This window comes from Hoeflea prorocentri (assembly GCF_027944115.1).
Classification (GTDB): Bacteria; Pseudomonadota; Alphaproteobacteria; order Rhizobiales; family Rhizobiaceae; genus Hoeflea_A; species Hoeflea_A prorocentri.
This window is the reverse complement of record NZ_JAPJZI010000001.1, coordinates 3229497-3250130: the sequence shown is the minus strand read 5'-3', so window position 1 is coordinate 3250130 and position 20634 is coordinate 3229497. Positions and strand designations below refer to the sequence as shown.

General features: G+C 58.5%; 18 protein-coding genes. 8 read left to right on the top strand and 10 right to left on the bottom strand.

What is annotated here, in order from left to right:
- The first annotated feature begins 126 nt into the window (after window positions 1-126).
- Both OQ273_RS15185 and OQ273_RS15180 read left to right on the top strand, forming a co-directional pair.
- Window positions 127-780 carry a response regulator gene (locus OQ273_RS15185; protein ID WP_267991339.1) on the top strand — a complete coding sequence of 218 codons (654 nt, stop codon included), beginning with the start codon at window positions 127-129 and terminating at the stop codon, window positions 778-780.
- Window positions 780-2681, top strand: coding sequence for a sensor histidine kinase (locus OQ273_RS15180; protein WP_267991338.1), 1902 nt, complete (start codon window positions 780-782; stop codon window positions 2679-2681). The genes OQ273_RS15185 and OQ273_RS15180 overlap by 1 nt, the downstream gene beginning before the upstream one ends.
- Before the next feature lie 4 nt (window positions 2682-2685).
- On the opposite strand, the gene OQ273_RS15175 is transcribed toward OQ273_RS15180, so the two are convergent.
- From OQ273_RS15175 to OQ273_RS15150, 6 genes are all read right to left on the bottom strand, one after another.
- Window positions 2686-3735 carry a hypothetical protein gene (locus OQ273_RS15175; RefSeq protein ID WP_267991337.1) on the bottom strand — a complete coding sequence of 350 codons (1050 nt, stop codon included), beginning with the start codon at window positions 3733-3735 and terminating at the stop codon, window positions 2686-2688.
- A gap of 400 nt (window positions 3736-4135) precedes the next feature.
- Window positions 4136-4651: a hypothetical protein gene (locus OQ273_RS15170; protein ID WP_267991336.1), complete on the bottom strand. Its 516-nt coding sequence runs from the start codon at window positions 4649-4651 to the stop codon at window positions 4136-4138.
- Window positions 4648-6828: an efflux RND transporter permease subunit gene (locus OQ273_RS15165; protein ID WP_267991335.1), complete on the bottom strand. Its 2181-nt coding sequence runs from the start codon at window positions 6826-6828 to the stop codon at window positions 4648-4650. Before OQ273_RS15165 ends, OQ273_RS15170 begins: the two co-directional genes overlap by 4 nt.
- A 44-nt stretch (window positions 6829-6872) precedes the next feature.
- A complete protein-coding gene (locus OQ273_RS15160; RefSeq protein WP_267991334.1) occupies window positions 6873-7343 on the bottom strand; it encodes a DM13 domain-containing protein in 471 nt (156 codons plus the stop codon).
- The gene (locus OQ273_RS15155; RefSeq protein WP_267991333.1) at window positions 7344-8108 is read right to left on the bottom strand and encodes an alpha/beta hydrolase; all 765 of its coding nucleotides are present in this window, start codon (window positions 8106-8108) and stop codon (window positions 7344-7346) included.
- Between the two features lie 16 nt (window positions 8109-8124).
- On the bottom strand, window positions 8125-9324 hold the full coding sequence (locus tag OQ273_RS15150) for a CaiB/BaiF CoA transferase family protein (RefSeq protein ID WP_267991332.1): 1200 nt from the start codon (window positions 9322-9324) through the stop codon (window positions 8125-8127).
- Between the two features lie 144 nt (window positions 9325-9468).
- Here OQ273_RS15150 and OQ273_RS15145 point away from each other — a divergent pair, with 144 nt between their 5' ends.
- Window positions 9469-12057, top strand: a complete 2589-nt coding sequence (locus OQ273_RS15145) for a plasma-membrane proton-efflux P-type ATPase (protein WP_267991331.1) — start codon at window positions 9469-9471, stop codon at window positions 12055-12057.
- Here OQ273_RS15145 and OQ273_RS15140 read toward each other — a convergent pair.
- A complete protein-coding gene (locus OQ273_RS15140; protein ID WP_267991330.1) occupies window positions 12017-12613 on the bottom strand; it encodes a TetR/AcrR family transcriptional regulator in 597 nt (198 codons plus the stop codon). The genes OQ273_RS15145 and OQ273_RS15140 overlap by 41 nt on opposite strands.
- Before the next feature lie 99 nt (window positions 12614-12712).
- On the opposite strand from OQ273_RS15140, the gene OQ273_RS15135 reads away from it, so the two are divergent.
- Both OQ273_RS15135 and OQ273_RS15130 read left to right on the top strand, forming a co-directional pair.
- On the top strand, window positions 12713-13501 hold the full coding sequence (locus tag OQ273_RS15135; RefSeq protein ID WP_267991329.1) for a crotonase/enoyl-CoA hydratase family protein: 789 nt from the start codon (window positions 12713-12715) through the stop codon (window positions 13499-13501).
- 73 nt (window positions 13502-13574) lie between these two features.
- Window positions 13575-14408 (top strand): polyphosphate kinase 2 family protein, encoded by an 834-nt coding sequence (locus OQ273_RS15130; RefSeq protein ID WP_267991328.1) that lies wholly within the window; start codon window positions 13575-13577, stop codon window positions 14406-14408.
- A gap of 27 nt (window positions 14409-14435) precedes the next feature.
- Here OQ273_RS15130 and OQ273_RS15125 read toward each other — a convergent pair whose 3' ends face one another.
- On the bottom strand, window positions 14436-14876 hold the full coding sequence (locus OQ273_RS15125) for a hypothetical protein (RefSeq protein WP_267991327.1): 441 nt from the start codon (window positions 14874-14876) through the stop codon (window positions 14436-14438).
- Window positions 14877-14933: 57 nt separating this feature from the next.
- On the bottom strand, window positions 14934-15293 hold the full coding sequence (locus tag OQ273_RS15120) for a putative quinol monooxygenase (RefSeq protein WP_267991326.1): 360 nt from the start codon (window positions 15291-15293) through the stop codon (window positions 14934-14936).
- A gap of 132 nt (window positions 15294-15425) precedes the next feature.
- Here OQ273_RS15120 and OQ273_RS15115 point away from each other — a divergent pair, with 132 nt between their 5' ends.
- Complete coding sequence (locus tag OQ273_RS15115) at window positions 15426-15824, top strand: (R)-mandelonitrile lyase (protein ID WP_267993113.1); 399 nt, start codon at window positions 15426-15428, stop codon at window positions 15822-15824.
- A 31-nt stretch (window positions 15825-15855) separates the two neighbouring features.
- Here OQ273_RS15115 and OQ273_RS15110 read toward each other — a convergent pair whose 3' ends face one another.
- A complete protein-coding gene (locus OQ273_RS15110; protein WP_267991325.1) occupies window positions 15856-16770 on the bottom strand; it encodes a restriction endonuclease in 915 nt (304 codons plus the stop codon).
- 353 nt (window positions 16771-17123) lie between these two features.
- Here OQ273_RS15110 and OQ273_RS15105 point away from each other — a divergent pair, with 353 nt between their 5' ends.
- Window positions 17124-19232 (top strand): N-6 DNA methylase, encoded by a 2109-nt coding sequence (locus OQ273_RS15105; protein ID WP_267991324.1) that lies wholly within the window; start codon window positions 17124-17126, stop codon window positions 19230-19232.
- Entirely contained in the window at window positions 19153-20490 is a 1338-nt protein-coding gene (locus tag OQ273_RS15100) for a type ISP restriction/modification enzyme (protein ID WP_267991323.1), read from the top strand. Before OQ273_RS15105 ends, OQ273_RS15100 begins: the two co-directional genes overlap by 80 nt.
- Window positions 20491-20634 lie beyond the last annotated feature (144 nt).

Genomic DNA, 20634 nt, shown 5'->3' with positions numbered 1-20634 from the left:
GAAGCCTTATTTCGGGATGCATGATAGAATCCTGACAGAAGCATTGAATGCAAGTCATAATCCGGGTCAACAATCCAGCCTATGCGAAGTATAGTGGCGCCCGTTATAGAGTTTGAGGGGTCCTGAGTGCCCGGCAATAATGTCAAGATCATCCTGGTCGAAGATGATCCGGCAATGCGCCAATCGCTGATTGATGCGATCACGTCGGAAAGCGATTTTGAGATCGTCGCGGCCTGTTCGTCTTTTGCCGAGGGTGAAAGAACGATCAGGGCAGGCGCTGCCGATGTGCTCGTTACGGATCTGAAATTGCCGGACGGACACGGTTTCGATCTGATCAGGCTTGCCCGCAAACAGCACCCCGACATGGAGATCATGGTCATTTCCGTGCTGGGCGATGAGCAAAGTGTGGTGACCGCGATTGCATCTGGCGCTTCCGGCTTTCTGCTGAAGGATTCAAGGCCGCTTGATATTGTTCATTCCGTTCGTCAACTGGTTTCCGGCAGCTCGCCGATATCGACATCGGTCGCGCGATTTATCATTCAGGTCGTGCAAAAAAGCCAACACGAGAGCAACGCGGAAGAGCTGCTGACCGAACGGGAAATGGACATACTATGGGGCATTGCAAAGGGTTATACCTATAAGGACGTGGCCGAGAAACTTGGCATATCGGGCAACACGGTCCCGACGCATATCAAGAACATCTACAGAAAACTCGAAGTGAACTCTCGGGGCGAAGCCGTTTTCGAGGCAATACAACGTGGTTTGATAAACATCTCTTGATGAGCTCACAGCGCCCCAAATCACTGCCGGCCCATCCCTACGTCCTCGGACTATGGGCTGTCATTGCCGCGGTTATTTCCTTCATCCTGGCCTTTGAGCAACTGCCTTTGCCCGACCAGGTTGCGCCTCTGAAATCCATGCAGTTTCGCCAGGGTGCAGACGCCGTCGCCGGCGAGGTAAGTCTTCCCGACAATTGGAGGTCGTTTTCCGGACGGGTGGAAGAAAGGGGCACCTATGAGGCGATGTTTGACTTTGCCGCCGACAATGGACGCTGGGCGGTCTATATCCCGAATTACTCCGGCCGGATCGAGGTAAACGTCAACGGTATCGAGTTGTCACCGGGCGGCTTCCTGAGCGGCAATCTGATCGCTGACCAGAGTGTTCCCTTTCTTGCGCCCGTAGCCGGCTCTGCTTTGCAGGCGAGCGGGAACACGTTGCAAATCACCATGGTTCCTGGCGGCAAGCTCATCGGTTTCCTCAGCGATGTCTATGTCGGCCCCGAGGCATTGCTGCGCGACAGTTTTGAGTGGCATTATCTGCGGGCGGTCCGCCTGCCGGAGCTTATCGTCTTCTGGCAGATGTTGCTGGCGCTTCTCCTGCTTGTCATGTGGTACAGCCGCCGAAATGACCGGGCTGCGCTGTTTGCGTCTCTGGTCCTTGCCTTCAGCAGCTTGCACGGAATACCGGTCTATTTGCCGAGTTCCGTTGCCCTGTCGCAGACGGTCGCGTTGCTTGGCTATGTCGTGAATTTCTGGCTGTCCGTCATTGGTCTGATGTTTGCCTTCAGTCTGACCGACCGGAAATTACCGGTGAAGGCAAGATATTTCTTCCTCTTGCCCGCGCTTGCGACAGTCGCCTATCTGACCCTGCCAGACGGGATCTTCCGTTATTTCGATACCGTCGTCGTTGTGCCGTTCAGCCTGATGATGACCTGTTGGGTTGTCTATGTGTTCGTACATTCGGCGCTTTGGGAGCGGCGGTGGGAAAGCATTATGATGCTGATCTCGGTTCTCGGGGCCTGCACCCTTGTTGTCCACGATACGCTGATCATCGCCAATGTGACACCCGACAGCAATTTCCTGCATTTTCGCATCGTCTACATCCTGCTCCTGCCGGCGCTCAGCTACATCTTCTTCCAGCGGCTCATCCAGTCGATGAAGCATGTCGACGACCTCGTCGGTACACTTGAAGAGCGCATCGAGACCAAGGAAAGCCAGCTTCGGGAAACCTTCGCTCAGCGCCAGGTTCTTGAGGGGCGCCAGGCGCTCAACGAGGAACGCCGCCGGATCATGCGCGACGTGCATGATGGTCTCGGCGGACAGTTGATGTCGATCATCGCCATGAGCCGGCTGGGCAAGGCTGATCCGGTCGAGATCGAGACCTCCGCTCAGGCCGCGCTTGAGGAACTGCGCATGCTGATCGGTTCGTTGGATGTCGAAAACGACATATCCGGAATGCTCGGAACGTTCCGCGAGCGCGCCGAACAGCAGCTGGCGCTCCACGATATCAGCCTGGAGTGGCAGATGATCGACATTCCGGAGATCGAGGGACTCAACCCGTCCCGTGCGCTCAACATATTGCGCATCCTGCAGGAGGCAACGACCAACGCCGCCAAGCACTCCGGCGGCGACCGGGTGTGGATCCGGTTCTCGCTGCCGCCCGAACCGCCCGGGACACTGAGAATAGATATTGAAGACAACGGTCGCGGAATGGCCAACGCATCGACCAACGGCCACGGGCTCAAGAACATGCGAAGCCGTGCGCGCGAGTTGGGAGGCGACATACACATCGCATCCTCGGAAGGGGGTACAAAGGTCACTTTTTCAATGCCGCTCACCCTTGAGGCAGGCAGTGAGGGGCAAGAAAAAACCATCACCGGACACCCGCCCACCAGGGCGTGATCGGTCAGTCACCGACCGGCTTGACTGTCTCAGTCAGATGAGGCTGGTCTTCAGCCGCCGGATCATTTTGCGGGTGCGCGTCATCTTCAATGTGCGAACGCTTCCAATCGAAAGAGCCGATCGCGATATCGCCGACGGCCCAGAAAGCGTTGGCGAGGCCGAAAATGAAACCGGCTTGTGTTCCGGTCATTATGGCGGCGGTCGCCGTCAGCAATCGCCATGGCAGCCTGGCCCACATCGACGTCAGAAACGGTGCACTCTCCTTGGTCTTTGACGGCACCCAGAAAACGGCCGGCAGGGCGATCGAGCGCACAATGAAGGCCATTGGGCGATCAAGGTGTGTTTCAAGCAATCGTCCTATCCATCCATCCGGATCAAACGCACTCGGGATCACCGGATTTCGAGGCCTGTTCGATCGGTCTGCGGAGCACTCATAGATGCCGCCCTGATAGGTCATCATGCTGGCGAAGATGACATAAAGGCCGGTGAGCGCGGTCAGCACGGGCAGTATGTCCATTTGCCATAGACCCTCGGAGGTCAGGCCGTATCCGGCAAGGCCGAACCCGCCGGCGGCAAGCAGCAGGCCGCCGAGCTTCAGGAAAACCGGGCTGATCCGGCACAGGCGCAGAAGGGCCGACGCGGACACGAAGCTCACGGCTGCAAAGGTAATCCAGCTTGCGCCGAAAAAGAGGGCGGCGGCGACCAGCACAATACCGGCGATGGATGCGGCGCGGTCAAGCCAGATTCTGGCGCTGACGGTCTCATCGCTTGAGAAGAGGTGGCTGAATCCAATCGTCGCCAGCACAATGACAGCCAGCCCCGTCGTCACGATAATATCCGGAAATCTGGTGAAAGCAGCCGCTATGCCGGAAGCTGCATTGTGTGTCGGCATGCCGGCAATGGATTGCAAGCCGCTGTAAAGGGCAACCAGGCCGCCCGAACCGGCAATCGCGGCCAGGATATTGCCACCCTCATACCCCCAGAACTGCAGGTCCGGGGCAACACGATGGATGGTGTTTTTCAAAGCGGCAATCATGGCGGGTCTCGCTGACAAATCGTGTGGCCACCGGCTATCCCATAGCCGTGATATGGCGTGGATTCGGGCACTGCACGCCCAATCCGAAGAAGAAAAAAGGCGGCAATCTCGCGATTGCCGCCAACGAGTAAAACCAGGGCAATCGAACCTTGTTTTACTCGGGCACCGGTACGGGAGTCGTCCGGGCCAAGGACAAGCGGCGTGCGGCATCCACACGCAAGGCGCGGATGTTGCGCGCCTTCGCCAATACTGATTGTTCGAAGTTTGATCCCCCCGGATCGAATACACCCATTGGCTGCCAGACTGACAAAAAGTGCAGGTCGGCGCTATCCCATGGATTTGGTATGGCGGAATCGGAAGAAGCTCTTACCCGGCTAATATATGCCGATCATTTGTCTCCATGGCCCGCCCGGCAATTTCATCTGCTGAACTGTGTATTGCCGATGAGCTCTGCGCGGCCCCCGGAGACGATGTAGTTATCGATAGTGAGAGAATCTGTCTTGAAGTGCCAAACCATGATGCCTTTGGTGCGTTCTCCACTGTCCGCATCCTTGGTTACATAATCGAACCGGATCGCATCCTTGTCCGCCCGTCCGCGCATTGTAATGCTGCCCACCCCTTGCGGATTGACCCAGCGGGCGGAATAAATGTGATCGGTCTGCGGCGCCTGAATATGTCCCTGGATTTTGATGATGCGGCCCGGAGCTGCACACCGCCCTTCGATCGAAAGGCGCCCTGTACGCTCATCATATGTGTTTTCGATCCGGCAGCGCAGAGGCTCCTCGGCGGCGTCGGGCGATGCGCGGGCGGTACCGCTTCCCGTCCATGCTCCCGCGGCACCGGAAAGGAAATCCGCGGCCCCGGCATTGCCGGTCAGCGCCATCGCCAGACTCCAGACGATCATAGCGGCGCAAAGGGTTCGAACCCGTATCATGACCACCACCTTAGGCGGATCATGGCTGGCAGAACAAGAAGATCCGCGATCAAGGCGGTGATGAAAATGATGACGACGAGCGTTCCAAAAAGCCGCACGGTTTGAAAATCGCTCGAGAATGTCGATGCGATACCCGCCGAGATCAGGACCGTTGTCACCAGCATCACCCGGCCGGTTGTCGAGATCGCCGTTTCGAGGGCGGCCTCGACACCGGCGTTCCCCTCGCGCTCCAGTCGGTAGCGATTGAGGAAGTGAATGGAATCATCGACCGCGACACAGAATGCGACGGTAAGAGCAAGCATCGCCGCCGGGCTTATCTGACCTGCATTGATGAGCGGTAGCGCCGCGGTCGCGGCGATGAGCGGGAGAAAGTTCGGCACGAACAACAATGGAAAGAGACGGGCGCTGCGAAAGGCGCCCGCCACCAGGCCCGTTGCCAGCAGGCAGGCGATGGCAAGTCCGTATCCAAGCTGCAGGACCAGTTGCAACGCATCCTCGCGCAGGAGAACCGGAAGGCCGATGGCCCGCTCGGCGCCGCTTTGCATCGCGGCATCGACGATGCGGTCATGCCTGCGCATGGTCCGGGTATCGTGCATCGGCTCCGGTACCAGAACAGCGATCCGCGCCACGCTCCCATCGGCGTTCTGCAGTTGCGAAAGAATCGCGCTCGGCACATTCTTGATCAGGCGCTCGTCGGGGCCTGCCGTTTCCTGGCCGGCCCAACGGGCCAGCGTTGCCGCGGAGACAATTGGCATATCGGGAGCGGCGGCGCTGACCGCATCCGTCACGGCCCGCACACGCCGGTACGTCTCGTCCGCATCCTCATTCGCGTCCATCTCGAACCACAGGGGAAGATAGCCGCCGAAACTCTTTTCTATGGTCCGGTGCGCGTAGCGCGTATCATTGCCTTCTGGAAGATACTGGTAGAGAGGGAACCATGGCGTGGTCTGACTTGCCGTCGCAAGGCCGATGAGGGCAAGCAACCCGGCCACTGCCAGAACGCGCCCCGGCCACTTGATCGGCCACCCTATAAGCGTTGCGGGAATGCCGAGCCCGAATGCGGACGAAGCCCGCTGTCTGCCGGCGGCAATGGGTGTCAATGCCGCAACACCCGCGGTCACGATCCAGTAGGCCGAAAGGACCGACGCTGCACCGACCACGGCCAATTCGGTGAACTGCTCGAAATCGGTAACGGCAATCGCCGCAAAACCCGCCGCGGTGGTGATGGAGGTCAAGGCATTGGCGGGCGCCACGGCTCTTGCAGCGCGTTCGGCTCCGTCGTGCGCATGTTCGCGGACGAAGAACACCAAATGGCATGCATCGGCCAGGGCAAGCACCAGGACAAGCACTGGCAGGATGACGCTCAGTACGGTCATGGGAAAGCCGAGGAGCGGAAACAGGGCAAGACAGAAGAGCGCGGCCAAAACCGCTGGGACAAAGACCACGATCGCCCACCGGATATCCCGGAACAGAACCAATGCCAGGATGAAAGCAATAAGGGCGCCCACGACATTCAGGATTGCAACATCGTCGATCAGCGCATTGACGATCGACAGGGCGATGGCGTCCTCGCCGGTCACATATACCCGAAGATCATTTTGCGAATATTGGTCTGACAAAGACCGGATATCGCCGAGCAGTTCATTGACGGCGGCATCGCTCAGCCCGGCGGTCGGCAGAACCGATAGAAGCAAGGACGCGCGGTCCGGCGCGATCATGCTGGATATATTCGGATTGTCGCGCTCGAAACTGTCAAGGGCCGAATAGAGCGATGCGGCGGGTAGCGCCGGATCCAGAACGCGCCCGTCCGGCGTGTCGGGGTGTGTGGGCGGGTACCTCAGATCGAAAGGCGAGATGACCTGAACAACCGGCTCAAGCAAAGCAAGGTCAAGAGAAAAATCCTGTAAAAGAGCAAACTCGTCCCCGGTGAACGTGCCCTCCGCTTCGACAAGAATGGCGATGGGCCGTGTGCGTGTCTCGAAGCTCTCTGCAAGCTGACGAAACGCTGCCAGGTTGGGGCCGCCCGATGAAAGCCCCCGTTCAATATCGTTGTCGAAACGCAGTGAAGGAAGGGCAAATGCAACGACTAGAACAATGAGACACAAAAGCCCGATCGAAGCCGGCCGGTGCCGCGCCAGCCAGACGGCCCCCAAGGTACTGGAAAAGCGGCTTCGCATGTCAGGAAGGTGGCATGGATGCACGACCCAGGCAAATACGGTTGCTAGCGGTATTTCGCCGCTGTGATGAATTCACCAAAGGTTTCACACCAAGTAAGAACAGTTGTATATTGAGTGATATCAATATCTTCCGGGATGTTGATAAGGAAGCCCTCAAAGCTCTTAACGTCACCGATCAGCGGAGATGCAGCTTTGACCGGGAGGAACTCATCCTCATGTTCCACGAAGCGGTCGACAAGGTAGACCTTGTAATCAGGCCCAGGCGCCAGCCGGCCTTCATGAACGATCTGGTCAGGTGTCAGGCTGATTTTTCCTTCGCCCCAATGGAGGAAATCGCTGCCCCGCAGATCGCGTGTGAATTCCGCCGAGAACTGCGCGGCCTGCGCCCGTTCCTCAAGCACGGCGGCATCGGGCGATGGCGGCGCCGTAATGATCGGCAGAAGGTAGATGCCGAGCGCAAAGCCGATCGCCAGCACCGCGCCATGTGAGATGAGCAACAGGATCAAACGTCGCATTCAATGTTTCTCCATCCAATCGGAAACGCTTCCGGCCACCGTCTCCCAGCCTGGCTCCATAAACAAAAAATGCGCATGGTCCGGTGCCAGATGATATGTGCCTTTCGCGCCATATCTCCCGGCGATCTGCCGGCCGACGGCGGGGCGCACGGCCCGGTCGTCCTTGCCGCATACGACCATGACAGGGCAACTGACCTTGTCGAAATCGACCGCGATGGCCCGGTTATCGTCGAACATCCAAAAGAACATTTCGAACATCACCCGACCGGATTCCGGACCAAGCTTTTCGAAAGTCTCCCTCTGGGTTTTCTCATCCAGCCTGTTCCATGCGAAAGGCGCCATCAGATCAAATTCGACACGGACAGGCGCTTTCCAGAAAGGACCTTGTTCCATGAAGGCACGGGCAATGGCGCGTTCGTCGTCGGTTTCAGGCAGCATACCCCATGTAGCGTTGGGATTGATGAGCACGAGGCCGCGCGCAAGACCCTGGGCCGCCACCTGTTGGGCGACGATCGCGGCGACGGCGTGACCGATGATGACCGGCGGGCTGTCGAGTGTCTTGACGAATGCGGCAATATCCTTGGAGTAGTCCATGATACCGGTGTCGGCAAAAGCCGGGTCGGGCTCCGCCTTCGGGTCGCCGTCATGAAAACGCAGGGCCGGCACATGACAGGTCCAGCCGCGCTCCTCAAAGAACCGCTGGTAGTTGTCCATGCACCAGGGTCCGGCAAAGGCACCGTGGATCAAAACGACATGTTTTCCCATTGTTACCTCCTCATGATCAGCCTTCACCCGTCGCCTGCACTGCGGCGCCGTTCTTCTCCAGCGCTTCGATCTCGGCGTCGTCGAATCCGTGTTCGGTGAGAATCTCCCGGGTCTGCCCGCCGAGGACCGGAGCGCCCATGCGGTTTTTCGGGTCGGTTTCGGAGAACCATGCCGGGCTGCGGGCCTGGCGAAGCCTCCCGGCCTGTGGGTGGTCGAGTTCGACGACGAGCCGGTTGGCTGCCACCTGCGGATGGCGCAGCACGTCGCTGCGCGTCAGCACCGGCGCGCAAGGGACATCCGCTGCCTCCAGCCTTTCAAGCCACTCGGCGCCGGTGCGCTCTTTCAGGATCGACTGGATGAGGTTCAGCCGTTCGTCCTTGTGGGTCTCGCGGCCCTCGGCGGTTTTAAAACGCTCGTCTTCCAGGATGTCGGGCCGCTCGGCCGCATGGGCAAAGGCCTGCCATTCCTTGTCCTGCATCACCGCCACGCTGATATAGCCGTCGGTCGTCTCATAGATGAGATCGATGAAGGACTGCGCCGTTTCGCTCTCGCCTTCTTCGCCAACAAAGGTATGACGCCCCATATCCGAGGCCCAGAGGAAAGCAACGACCGTGTCGAGCATGGAAAGACGCACATGCTGACCCTTGCCGGTGCGGCTGCGTGACAGCAGCGCAGCGGTGATCGCCTGTGCCGTCTGGATGCCTGTGAGCTTGTCGGGAAGAATGGTCCTCACAAGTCTCGGCCTGGCTTCGTCCGATCCGGCCTGCACGGTGGTCAGGCCCGAGACCGCTTGGATCAGCGGGTCGAAAACGGGTTTTGCCGCATAGGGGCCTTCAAAGCCGAACCCGGCAATCGAGACATAGATGATCTGCGGACAAATCTCCCGGATCGCTGCCTCGCCAACCCCGATTCGCTCGGCAACGCCCGGCCGGAAATTCTGCACAATGACATCCGCATCGGCGGCAAGCCGCTTCAGCGCGGCGAGCCCGTCAGGCGTTTTGAGGTTCAGCACAATCGACCGCTTGTTGCGGTTGTTGTTGACGAAGGAGGCGGAAAACCCGCCGCGCCGTGTCGCCACGCGCCGCGCATGATCGCCTGACGGTGCCTCCACCTTGATGACGTCGGCGCCCTGATCGGCCAGCGTGCGCGTTGCCAATGGACCCGACACCATCGAGGTCAGATCAATCACTTTAAAGCCGTCGAGCGGTCCGGGCATCAGCGTCTCTCCTGTTCGACCCGATCATATAGCGAGCGCGGCCCGATGCGCCATAGGCGGCGAAATTCGGATTTGTCGTTTTCCGGCTTCATTTCCACCTCAGATTGTCCATACTCCAGGCACAGCCTTTCACGGGGAATGCGCATGAACACCTCAGCCACAGCCGGAACCGAAGACAAGAAGGCCGCCGATCTGGAGACCATGCCGGTCGAGGCGGTGCTCAAAAAGCTTGGCTCCGATGCCGATAAGGGCCTGACGGCGGGCGAAGCGCAAAAGCGGCTCGTGCAAGACGGGCCGAATGCCCTGCCTGAAAAACATGTGAGTCTCGCGTCGAAAATCCTGAAATATTTCACCGGCCCGATCGCCTTCATGATCGAGGCTGCGGCGCTGGTTTCGGCCTTCCTCGGCCGCTGGGACGATTTCATCATCATTGCCGGCCTGCTGATCTTCAATGCAAGCCTTGAGCTCTGGCAGGACATGAAGGCCTCCAATGCCCTGGCGGCGCTGAAGAAAAGCCTCGCGCCGCATGCCACCGCCCTGCGCGACGGAGCCTTTGCCACAATCGATGCGGCGACGTTGGTGCGCGGCGATATGGTCAGGATCCGTCTCGGCGAGATCGTGCCGGCGGATCTGCGGCTCGTCGCCGGAGATTTTGCGTCCATCGATCAGGCGGCGCTGACGGGTGAATCGCTGCCCGTTGCCAAGAAACCCGGCGACGAGGCCTATTCCGGCTCGGTCGTCAAACAGGGCGAGATGACCGGTGTCGTCATCGCCACCGGCCCGAATACCTTCTTTGGCCGCACGGCGACGCTGGTCGCCGGGGCAGGAGCCGTCAGCCACGCCCAGCGGGCGATGTTCCAGATCGGCAATTTCCTGATTGCCGTCGCCGTGGTCCTGGCGCTTGTTATGGTGGCGGTGCAGGTCTGGCGCGATATCGTTGTCGCCGACAATTGGGGCGTCGCCGATGCGCTGGATATTCTGCAATTCGTGCTGATCCTGCTGGTTGCCTCCATCCCAGTCGCCATGCCCGCGGTCTTTTCTATCACCATGGCGCTCGGCGCGCTGGCGCTGTCGAAGGAAAAGGCCATCGTCTCGCGCCTGGCCTCGATCGAGGAGATGGCCGGCGTCGATATCCTCTGCTCCGATAAAACAGGCACGCTGACCAAGAACCAGCTCTCCATCGGCGATCCGGTGCTGCTCGATGCCACCGACCCGCAGGATGTGGTGCTGGCCGCAGCGATTGCCTCGGAGCGCGAAAACAGTGACGTGATCGACAGCGCGGTGCTCGCCGCGCTGAAAAACCCGATAACGCGCGATGCCTATCACGTGACGAATTTCACGCCCTTCGACCCGGTCTCCAAGCGCACCATCGCGGAAGCCTCTGACGAAAAGGGTAAGAAGATCACCGTCGCCAAGGGCGCGCCGCAGGCGATTGTCGATCTCTCAAAACCTTCCGCCGAGGTGGCCAAAAAGGTCGAGGAGACCGTTGCCGATCTCGGCTCGCGCGGCTATCGCGCCCTCGGCGTTGCCCGGTCGGAAGATGGCGGCAAGAGCTGGAGCCTTCTTGGTATCCTGCCGATGTTCGATCCGCCGCGTGACGACAGCGAAGCAACGATCGAGAAGGTCCGCGCCAAGGGCGTGACGGTCAAGATGGTGACGGGCGACGATACGGCGATTGCCCGCGAGACGGCCCGCCAGCTCGGCCTCGGCGTCAATATCATTCCCGCCGCCGATGTCTTTCCGAAAGATATGGACCCCGACCAGGTACCGGAGAAAATCGCCGATTCCATCGAAACGGCGGACGGTTTCGCCCGGGTCTTCCCCGAGCACAAATACGCCATCGTCAAGGCGCTGCAACAGCGCGGCCATCTTGTTGCGATGACTGGCGACGGGGTCAACGACGCCCCGGCGCTCAAACAGGCCGATTGCGGCACCGCCGTCTCCGGCGCGACGGATGCGGCGCGCGGCGCGGCGGCGCTGATCCTGACGGCGCCCGGCCTTTCCGTCATCGACAATGCCATTGACGAGGCACGGCGCATCTTCGGCCGCATCACCTCCTATACGATCTACCGCGTGGCGCTGACCATGGACATCATGTTCCTGGTGGTGCTGTCGACGATCTTCCTCGGCTTCCAGCCGCTGACGGCGATTATGATCGTCATCATGTCGCTGCTCGACGACGTGCCGATTATGACGATTGCCTATGACAACACGGCCGTGTCGCAAAAGCCGATCCGATGGCGCATGCCCCGGTTGCTCTCGGTCTCGGCGGTGCTCGGCTTTGCTTCTATCGTGCAGTCCTTCGGTCTGCTGCTGATCGGCTTTGCCGTGATGAAACATCCCGGCCTGCAGAGCTATTTCGGCCTCACCGACGAGGCGCATCTGCAAACGGTGATGTTCCTGCAGTTGGTCGCCGGCGGGCATCTGCTGCTGCTCGTCACGCGCACCCATCGCTGGTTCTTCGAGCCGCCTTTCCCCGCGCGCCCGCTCTTCCTGGCGATCATCGGCACGCAGTTTCTGGCCGTCCTCATGTGCGGCTTCGGCTGGATCGTTCCGCAGATTTCGTGGGTCGCGATTTTCTGGATCTGGGTCTATCTGCTGGTCTGGCTGGTGATCCTCGGCGTGGTGCGGGTCGCCATGGAGCGGGTCATCGACAATCGCCTCTCGCACCGCGAGCGGCTTGCCGAGATCGTCAATGCGCCGCTCCACCATCACCGGAACCTGCACCGCTGATGAGGGCTGCGGCGGCTCTGCCGGCTGCTTCGAAATAGGCCGCATCGTGATGCACGAGGGTGACGGCAAATGCGCCGTCCATCAAAAGCGCCACCTGCCTGGCAAGCACCTGCGGCTCTTCTAGGCTCGCTGCCGCGAACTCATCGGCAAGCCAGACCTCGATGCGCTTCTTGTGTTCCGACGCCGCCTTGATCGCCGGATGGCCGGGCATATTGGCGAGTTCGCCCGCCGTGCGCAAAAAGGCGCAGCCGCGCCATTTGACCCGCCGCCCAGCTTCGGCGAGCCGGGTAAAGAGCACCTCGACCCGGGTTGCCATATCGCCCCCGGTCTCGGCGAACCATGCCTGAAAGACCGCAAGGTTCGGCGCGTCGCGCGATTGCAGGTAATGCGCAATCAGATCGTCCTTGCTGCGGAAGTGATAATAGAGCGTGCGTTTCGTGACGCCCGCCTTCTCGGCAATGGCGTCGACGCCCGTTGCGCGGATGCCGTCGGCGTAAAACATCACATTGGCGGTCTTGAGGATATGCGTTCTCGTCTTTTCGCCGTCCCGGGGCATGATGTTCCCATCACAAATCGTATGTATACTAACCAGTGAGTTTAAAAAAGAATAGCATGGCGATAACCTGCCTTCAAGCGACAGGAAAAGGAGCCCGATATGACGGATGACGTGCTGATGGAACAACGCGGCGCGGTCGCGCTATTGACCTTCAACCGGCCGGAAAAGCTCAACGCGCTGAACTATGCGACGATCGACCGGCTGATGCAGCACCTTGATGCGGTTGAGGCCGATCCGGCACTGCGCGCCGTGATCCTGACCGGGGCAGGGCAGGCCTTCTCCGCCGGCGGCGACATTCCCGAATTCGCGCAGAGCATTGCCGTCGGGCCGGATGTCGCCCTGAGAGAGTTTGTCCAACGCGGCCAGGCGATGACGGCCCGCATCGAGGCGTTTGAAAAACCGGTCATCGTCGCCGTCAACGGTCTTGCCTATGGCGGCGGCTGCGAAGTGACCGAGGCGGCGCATCTTGCCGTTGCGGCGCGAAGCGCCCGTTTTGCCAAGCCGGAAGTGGCGATCGGTATTCCACCGACCTTCGGCGGCACCCAGCGCCTGCCGCGCCTTGCCGGCCGCAAGCGCGCGCTGGAACATTTGCTCACCGGCGATCCCTTCGATGCGCAACGCGCGCTGGAGATCGGAATCGTCAACCGCATCGTGCCGGACGGGGAGGTGGTGGAGGCCGCCTTTGAGCTTGCCGGCCGCATCCTGCGCCATTCGCCGCTCACCGTCGCCCGCATCCTCAGTGCCGCAACCCGCGGTCTCAACATGCCGATCGACGAAGGCCTGCGCGTCGAGGCGGCCGCCTTCGCCCGCATGGCCGCCACCCGCGATGTCCATGAGGGCCTTGCCGCCTGGATCGAACGCCGCGACCCGGTCTACACCGGCGAATAGACAAACAACCCCATAGCGCTCCGCTTCACGCCCCTCTATCATCCTTCCACAACCCATGCGGAAGGAACGCGCCGTGGACTATTCGGAACGCCTGATCGTCAAACCCGGAGAAAAGCTGCGCCTTGCCGATATCGATCCGGGTTTCCACGGCCACAATGAGAGCCATGAAAAGGCGATGCCCGAGCTTGGCGAGGCGCTGGCCGGCATCACCCGCCTGCAGGAACTGCTCTATGCGCAAAAGAAGCATGCGCTGCTCGTCGTGCTGCAGGGCATCGACGCCGCCGGCAAGGACGGCGTGTGCTGGCATGTCATCCAGGCGATGAACCCGCAGGGCACGCGCGTCACCGGCTTCAAACAGCCGACAGCCGAGGAGCGCGCCCATGATTTCCTTTGGCGCATCCACAACGCCGTGCCCGGTCTCGGCCAGGTCGGCGTCTTCAACCGCTCCCATTATGAGGATGTGCTGGTCGTGCGCGTCCACGGCCTTGCGCCCAAAAAAGTCTGGGAAAAGCGCTACGACGCTATCAACGCGTTCGAGCGCCAGCTGAGCGAGGCCGGCGTCACCATCCTCAAATTCTTCCTCTATATCTCCAAGGAAGAGCAGCTTGAGCGTTTCAAGAAACGCCTCGACGATCCGGCCCGCCACTGGAAGATTTCCGAGGCCGATTATGCCGAGCGCGCATTGTGGGACGATTACGTCAAGGCCTATGAGGCGATGCTGACGAAATGCTCGACCGATTATGCCCCCTGGTATGTCATCCCGTCGAACCACAAATGGTTCCGCAACCTCGCCGCCTCCCGCATCATCCTTGAAACGCTGGAGGGCATGAAGCTGAAGGCCCCGGAGCCGACGGTCGATCTCGATGAGATCCGCGCCAAATATCACAAGGCCGAAGAGGAGGGGTGAGGGCAGCGGAGCGGACCGGTAACATATTTATTTTTGCACGGTCGTACAAAAACCCTCATGGAGCCGGCCTGTGTCGTCTGAAGACTGATGGGCAGTGCATTGCATGACCAAAAGCCCTCTGGAACTCGTGACGTCATCCCACATGCTCAGGAACATCGGCATCTGATCCGCCGTGTAAGCCACGGACATCTCCTTCGAACCGTGGTCGCAATTGGATGGCGCGCGGCTCCCGCCTGCATTGATGAAGATAATCCGCGCGGTTGGCGCCACCTTGCTATCTGTCTCAAACAGGATTTCCGTCTGGTCTCTCCATCTTTTGCCATCCGGCGCTTCTGGCTCATGTATTGTTGCGAGCCGGTAGCCCTTGAATTTTGTCATCTCGACATTGATGCATGTCTTGTCCTCCGCCTGCGCAAAGCCGGCCATCGGCAGGATCATCAGGCCTGCCAGAAAAGCTCTACCAATCATTCCCGTTCTTCCCCCTGTTATCGGTGGCGCGGGACGGGCCACTTGCCTCATCCGCACTCAGCGCGTGAACCCGCCGGCGGGCTGCATGAAGGTCGCCCCGATCTCGGTGAGGACCTTTTTCAGCGCCGCATCGGGCGCGCCGGTAACGGCCATTGCAGGCGGATCGATCAGCGCCATCAGTCGCTTCGCGTAATTGGCGTTAAAGGTGCCGAGATGCGTCAGCGCCGCTTCGCTGTCGCGGTAATGTTCATGGATTTCAAGCCGCGCGCCATCCTCGCTGATCGCCCATTCATAGCCGAGCGTGCCGGGTTCCGAGGCCTGTGTGTTCTCGATCATCTCGGCGCTCAGGGCCTTCAAATCCTCCAACGCGCCGGCCTTAATCGCCGCCGAAACGACCCAGGATACCTCACCGCTCATATCTGTCTCCGTCTGATGCAAAGGCTGGACCATAGCATGGGATGCCGGTGTGCGAAAAATTGCAGCAAGGGCCGGGTGCGCCGGCGGCTTTTCGTCTATGCTGGCGCAAAGCCATTCACATGCGAGGAACCCATGGACATCTACAAGGCAGGCAGCCGCCCGACACAGAGCGCCAGCGCGGATTATTTCACCGGCAGGGTGACGATGGACCCGATCGTCTCGGCGCCCGAACCCGCAACCGTCCGCGCCCTCAGTGTCCACTTCGAACCCGGCGCCCGCACCGCCTGGCACACCCACCCGCTCGGCCAGACCCTCCATGTCGTCTCCGGCGCCGGCTATGTCCAGAAAGAGGGCGAGCCGCGACAGGACATCCTGCCCGGCGACACCGTCTGGATCGCCCCGCACGAAAAACACTGGCACGGCGCAACGGAAGAGACCGCCATGACCCACATCGCCATCCATGAGGCGCTGGATGGCGAGACGGTGGTGTGGCTGGAGCAGGTGACGGATGGGGAATATGGGGCGGGGTGAGAGAAGTCGGCTCAGAAAGGCGGACTGATCGCTAAACGTTGGCGAACCATTTCTCCTTGATATCAACTTTTTCGATCATCGTTGTTTCGACGCCCAGACCATACTGCTTCAAAAGCTCACAAAGTCTGTCGCCGTCGATAAGGTCGATAGCAATGGCCCCGTCACGGGTTGCTTCATCTGATGCCTGGCTGGTGAAGCTGCCTGTCGTGATGAATAGGCCCTTGTCGGCCCGACCCTGGAGTGCCCCCCGGAAATCACGTATTTCTTTCGAACCGACGCTGCTTTTCCAGCGTTTGCATTGAAAATAGACCTGAAATGAAACGAGATTTACTCGTAGAACGCCGATTCCATCTATACCTTCATCACCAGTCTTTCCGCGCACTTCAACCTTTGTAAAACCAGCTTCACGAAGAAGTCTTTGAGCTAGCCGCTCGAACGCCGATGGATCCATTTGCAGCATTGTATTCAGAAGCGCGGATTTCCAGTCAGTATCACTTTCTTCCTCATCATCTAATTGACCAAGATCGAGTTGAACTTGACTGGCTAGTTTTTCAATTGATTTCTTTTCTCGCCGCTTAAGGCGCGCCCGCTGTTTTTCCTCCTCCTGCACCTGGTTATAAATCGCTTGAGCTTGCTCAAGAGAATGGAGGTTTGCACCGATGTCGGTTAGTGACCAAACACCCCGGCTGGAGTTCTCCAAGGCGCTTCCACGCCTGAGATAGGTTCGCGCCCAAGCCAAATAATAATTAACTTTTAACCGCCGCTCATCGTTGGGCATTGGAAAGGACTGTTCTTCTTCAGTCACTCCTTCGACTTCTATGACCTTTTCATCAAGTTCCTGGATTGTAGCAGAGCCGCCGATCGCCTTGAGTGCCTCAACGGTAGCCAACATCATCCCTGAGAGGTTGGGCAAGCCTTCTTTTTCTATGATAAAGCGGCGAGACATTATTCATCCTTAAAGCTGTAAGTGCTAATTAAGTTAATCAGAATTCATCTGGACGCCGGCCAACACAAACCTTTGCCAGAATATCGATGCTAATTTATTGACAACGAATGGTTGCGCAATACTCTAGGATACCGTCTCCAAACCGGTGCCCGCGCCGCCAGGTGAACTCATGCCCTAGACCAGACACTTCTTGTCGTCTCTGGCGCCGCTTAAGTCCGGAAAACTTGCGGACAGAAAAGCACCTTTTTAAGTCTTGAAATGCAGACATTAGTTTATTTTGTTCGTTCTGGTTGTATCTTTCAAACCGTGCCAATGGTGTTCTAACTGGAAAGACATGATTCGGCTGGATTGAGATGGAAATTTGCGACCTGCATGAATTTGCTGAAAAGTTGAAGAACAAGTTTGCGCTACCAGGAGCTGCCTCGCCTGAAGACCAGTTGAAGCCAGATGTGGCCGCGCTCCTTGTCGCGGCTGGTGCCAAATACGGATTGACCGTCGAAACCCGAACCGAAACTCACCTGTCCGAACACAAAGTTCGGCCTGACATAGCGATTTATGTTGGGGGCCTGATTTGCGGCTATGTCGAGCTGAAGGCCCCCGGCGTCGGGGCAGACGCGCCGAAGCTAAAAGGTAAGCACAACAAAACACAGTGGCAAAAGCTGAGAGGCCTGCCAAACTTGATCTACAGCGATGGTCGAGAATGGTCTCTATATCGCTCGGGTGAACGAGCAGAGGGCCAACCTATCGTGCGGCTTTATGATGACCCGACAGAAACAGGAGAGGCTGCTGTAACCGAGGAAGATGCTGAGGCGCTAGAACGTTTGTTTTGGGACTTTTTGAGCTGGAAACCCAATGTCCCCCATACACCCTCGGGAGTGGCTAACTATCTTGCACCACTGACCCGTTTCTTAAGGTCTGAGGTGGAAAACGCGCTTGAGCAGTCGGGCTCCGCCGTCGAGTTACTTGCTACCGAGTGGCGTCAGTTTTTCTTTCCCGATTCCGACAATGCAAAATTTGCGGATGCATATGCGCAGACTGTGACTTATGCGATGCTACTGGCCCGATTATCCGGAGCGGTCAAGCTCGATCCGACTGAAGCGGCAAAGACGCTTGATTCCAACAACGGTCTACTGGCCCGAACGCTCGAACTGTTGGGTCAGCCCGAAGCGCGCAAGGAGCTGGTCGTAGGGTTCGAGATGCTACAGCGCTCGCTCGAAGAACTCGATTCACACGACTTCTTGAAATCGAAGCCTGACCTCTGGCTCTACTTCTACGAGGATTTTCTTGCCGCTTATGACCCGAAGTTACGCAAGGACTATGGCGTCTACTATACGCCCCGCGAAGTTGTAGAGCTGCAGGTCCGATTGGCCTCGGAATTACTTGAAGATAGGTTCGGCAAAAAGCTAGGATTTGCCGACGACGGTGTAGTGTTCCTCGACCCTGCTGTGGGTACAGGAACCTACCCTGTCGCTGCGGTTAAGCACGGTCTTGAGAAGGTCCGCGCGCGATCCGGGAAGGGCGCTGTATCTGCCCGCGCGCGGCAAATGGCCGAGAATATGCACGGGTTCGAAGTGCTCGTCGGCCCATATGCCGTCGCACACCTGCGGCTGACGCAGGCGCTCGAAGGGGCCATAAATGATGCAAAGGATTCAGCGGAAGCGGATGAAAAGCTGGGAAGGCGTCTAAATGTCTATTTAGCCGACACTTTGTCTAGCCCAAATAAGGCACCTCCCGGCGGGTTGGATTTGACCCACAAGGCACTAACGCGAGAGCACGAGGCGGCGCGCAAAGTGAAGCAGTTTGGCGAAATCCTCGTGTGCCTGGGCAATCCGCCTTACGATCGCCAACAAATCGACCCGGACGACACGACTACGCAACGCAAAGGCGGTTGGGTTCGGTTCGGGGATCAGGTCAAGGGTGCAGCGAAGCAGGAGGAGCAGGGCGAACGACCGATCTTCAGGGACTTCACAGAACCGGCGACGAAGGCTGGTGCGGGGGTCCACCTCAAGAACCTTTACAATGACTATGTCTACTTTTGGCGCTGGGCCCTGTGGCGATTATTCGAACAGCAAGAGTGCGGGGGGATTATAACGTTTATTACCGCTTCAAGTTTTCTCGGCGGCCCCGCCTTTGTTGGTATGCGTGAGTATATGCGTCGCGAGTTTGATGAAATCTATGTGATAAATCTTGGTGGTGATCTTCTTGGGACCCGCAAGACACCCAATGTCTTCAACATCCAGACTCCTGTCGCCATTTCATTGGGGATACGCTCGGGCAAACGCGACAAAGAAACGCCAGCGAACGTCAGGTACCTTCGTGTCGAGGCGGCAGATCGAGCTGGAAAGCTGGCACTCCTTGAAGGATTGAACGAAATCAAAAGTTTTGCCTTGGGAAGCGATTTCCGAAGGTTGGTCCGACCCATTTTATCCAAGGTCCAATGCATCATACTTTTTTTGGCCTGAACTGACAGATGTATTCCCTTGGCAACATAGCGGCTCCCAATTCAAACGCGTATGGCCGATAGGCGAGAACAACGAGGTGCTTGGGAAGCGATGGGAACATTTCTGTGAAGCGACCGCCTCTCAGCGGCAGAAGTTGTTCAAGGAGACACGAGATAGGAAGATCACGCGCCGGTACGACAGCTTCGTTGGGGTGCCACTTAGAAAACTCTCCGATCTTGACGCTGCGGCTGATGCGCCTTCCGTCGAACGGTACTGCTATCGATCATTTGATAGACACTACGCTTATCTTGACAACCGCCTGGGGGATTATCTGCGCCCACCACTTGTAAACGTGCGCGGAGAAAAAAACGTGTTCTTTGCGTCGTTAATGACAAAGATGCTTGGGATCGGGGCGGCAATGGTGGCTACAGCTGACTTGCCTGATTTGGACGTATTCTGTGGGCGCGGCGGCAAGGACGTGATCCCTCTATACCGTGACTCCGCCGGAACCGAACCGAACGTAACCGCCGGTCTGCTTGATGCGCTCGGAGCGGAATATGGTACGACGCCAGTCGCTGAGGATCTTGCAGCCTATATCTACAGCTTGCTGGGTGGGCAGTCTTATACTCGACGGTTCTGGAATGAGCTCGAAACACCCGGACCGCGCGTTCCATTGACGAAAGACGGTGCCAGTTTTGCGGAGGCAGTTAAGCTGGGTCGTAAGCTGATCTGGTTGCACACATACGCGGAACGGTTCCAGGACAAAGATCGTGGTGAAATGGTCCCGCAAGGCAAGGCTACTACGATAAAGGGTGTCTCGTCTGAACCGGGACAATACCCCGCTGAGTACTCCTATGACCCTGAAGAACGCGAGATCGCCGTGGGCGATGGCTGCTTCGGACCAGTCTCACCGGAAATTTGGGAGTTCGAGGTGTCGGGGCTCAAAGTCGTGCAATCGTGGCTGGGCTATCGGATGAAGAAGCGGGCAGGCAAGAAATCCTCGCCTCTTGATGACATCCGTCCTGAACGCTGGACCGCACGAATGAGTGACGAATTGCTGGAACTGCTCTGGGTGCTGGAAGCGACCATAGCGATGGAACCTGAGCTTGATAACGCATTCGATAAGGTCGTAGCTGGGCCTTGCTTTGCAGCCAGTGAGTTGCCGCAACCGAAGCCTGAGGAACGTAAAGCCCCAAGCAAGGATACTCTGGACCAAGAACAAATAGAAATGTTCAGTAGTGACGATGATGAAACTGAGTTTATCGGTGAAGATGACTGAAACATTTTTCGCCATTGCACATCGATCGAAAACATAGTGGAAGGATCTCTGTTTTTGGCGCACTGACACTGGAAAATCTGCTGGTGCTTAACGTGTGCTTTCCCCAAAAACAGACTGATCTCTAGCCGCCACACCCACTCTAAA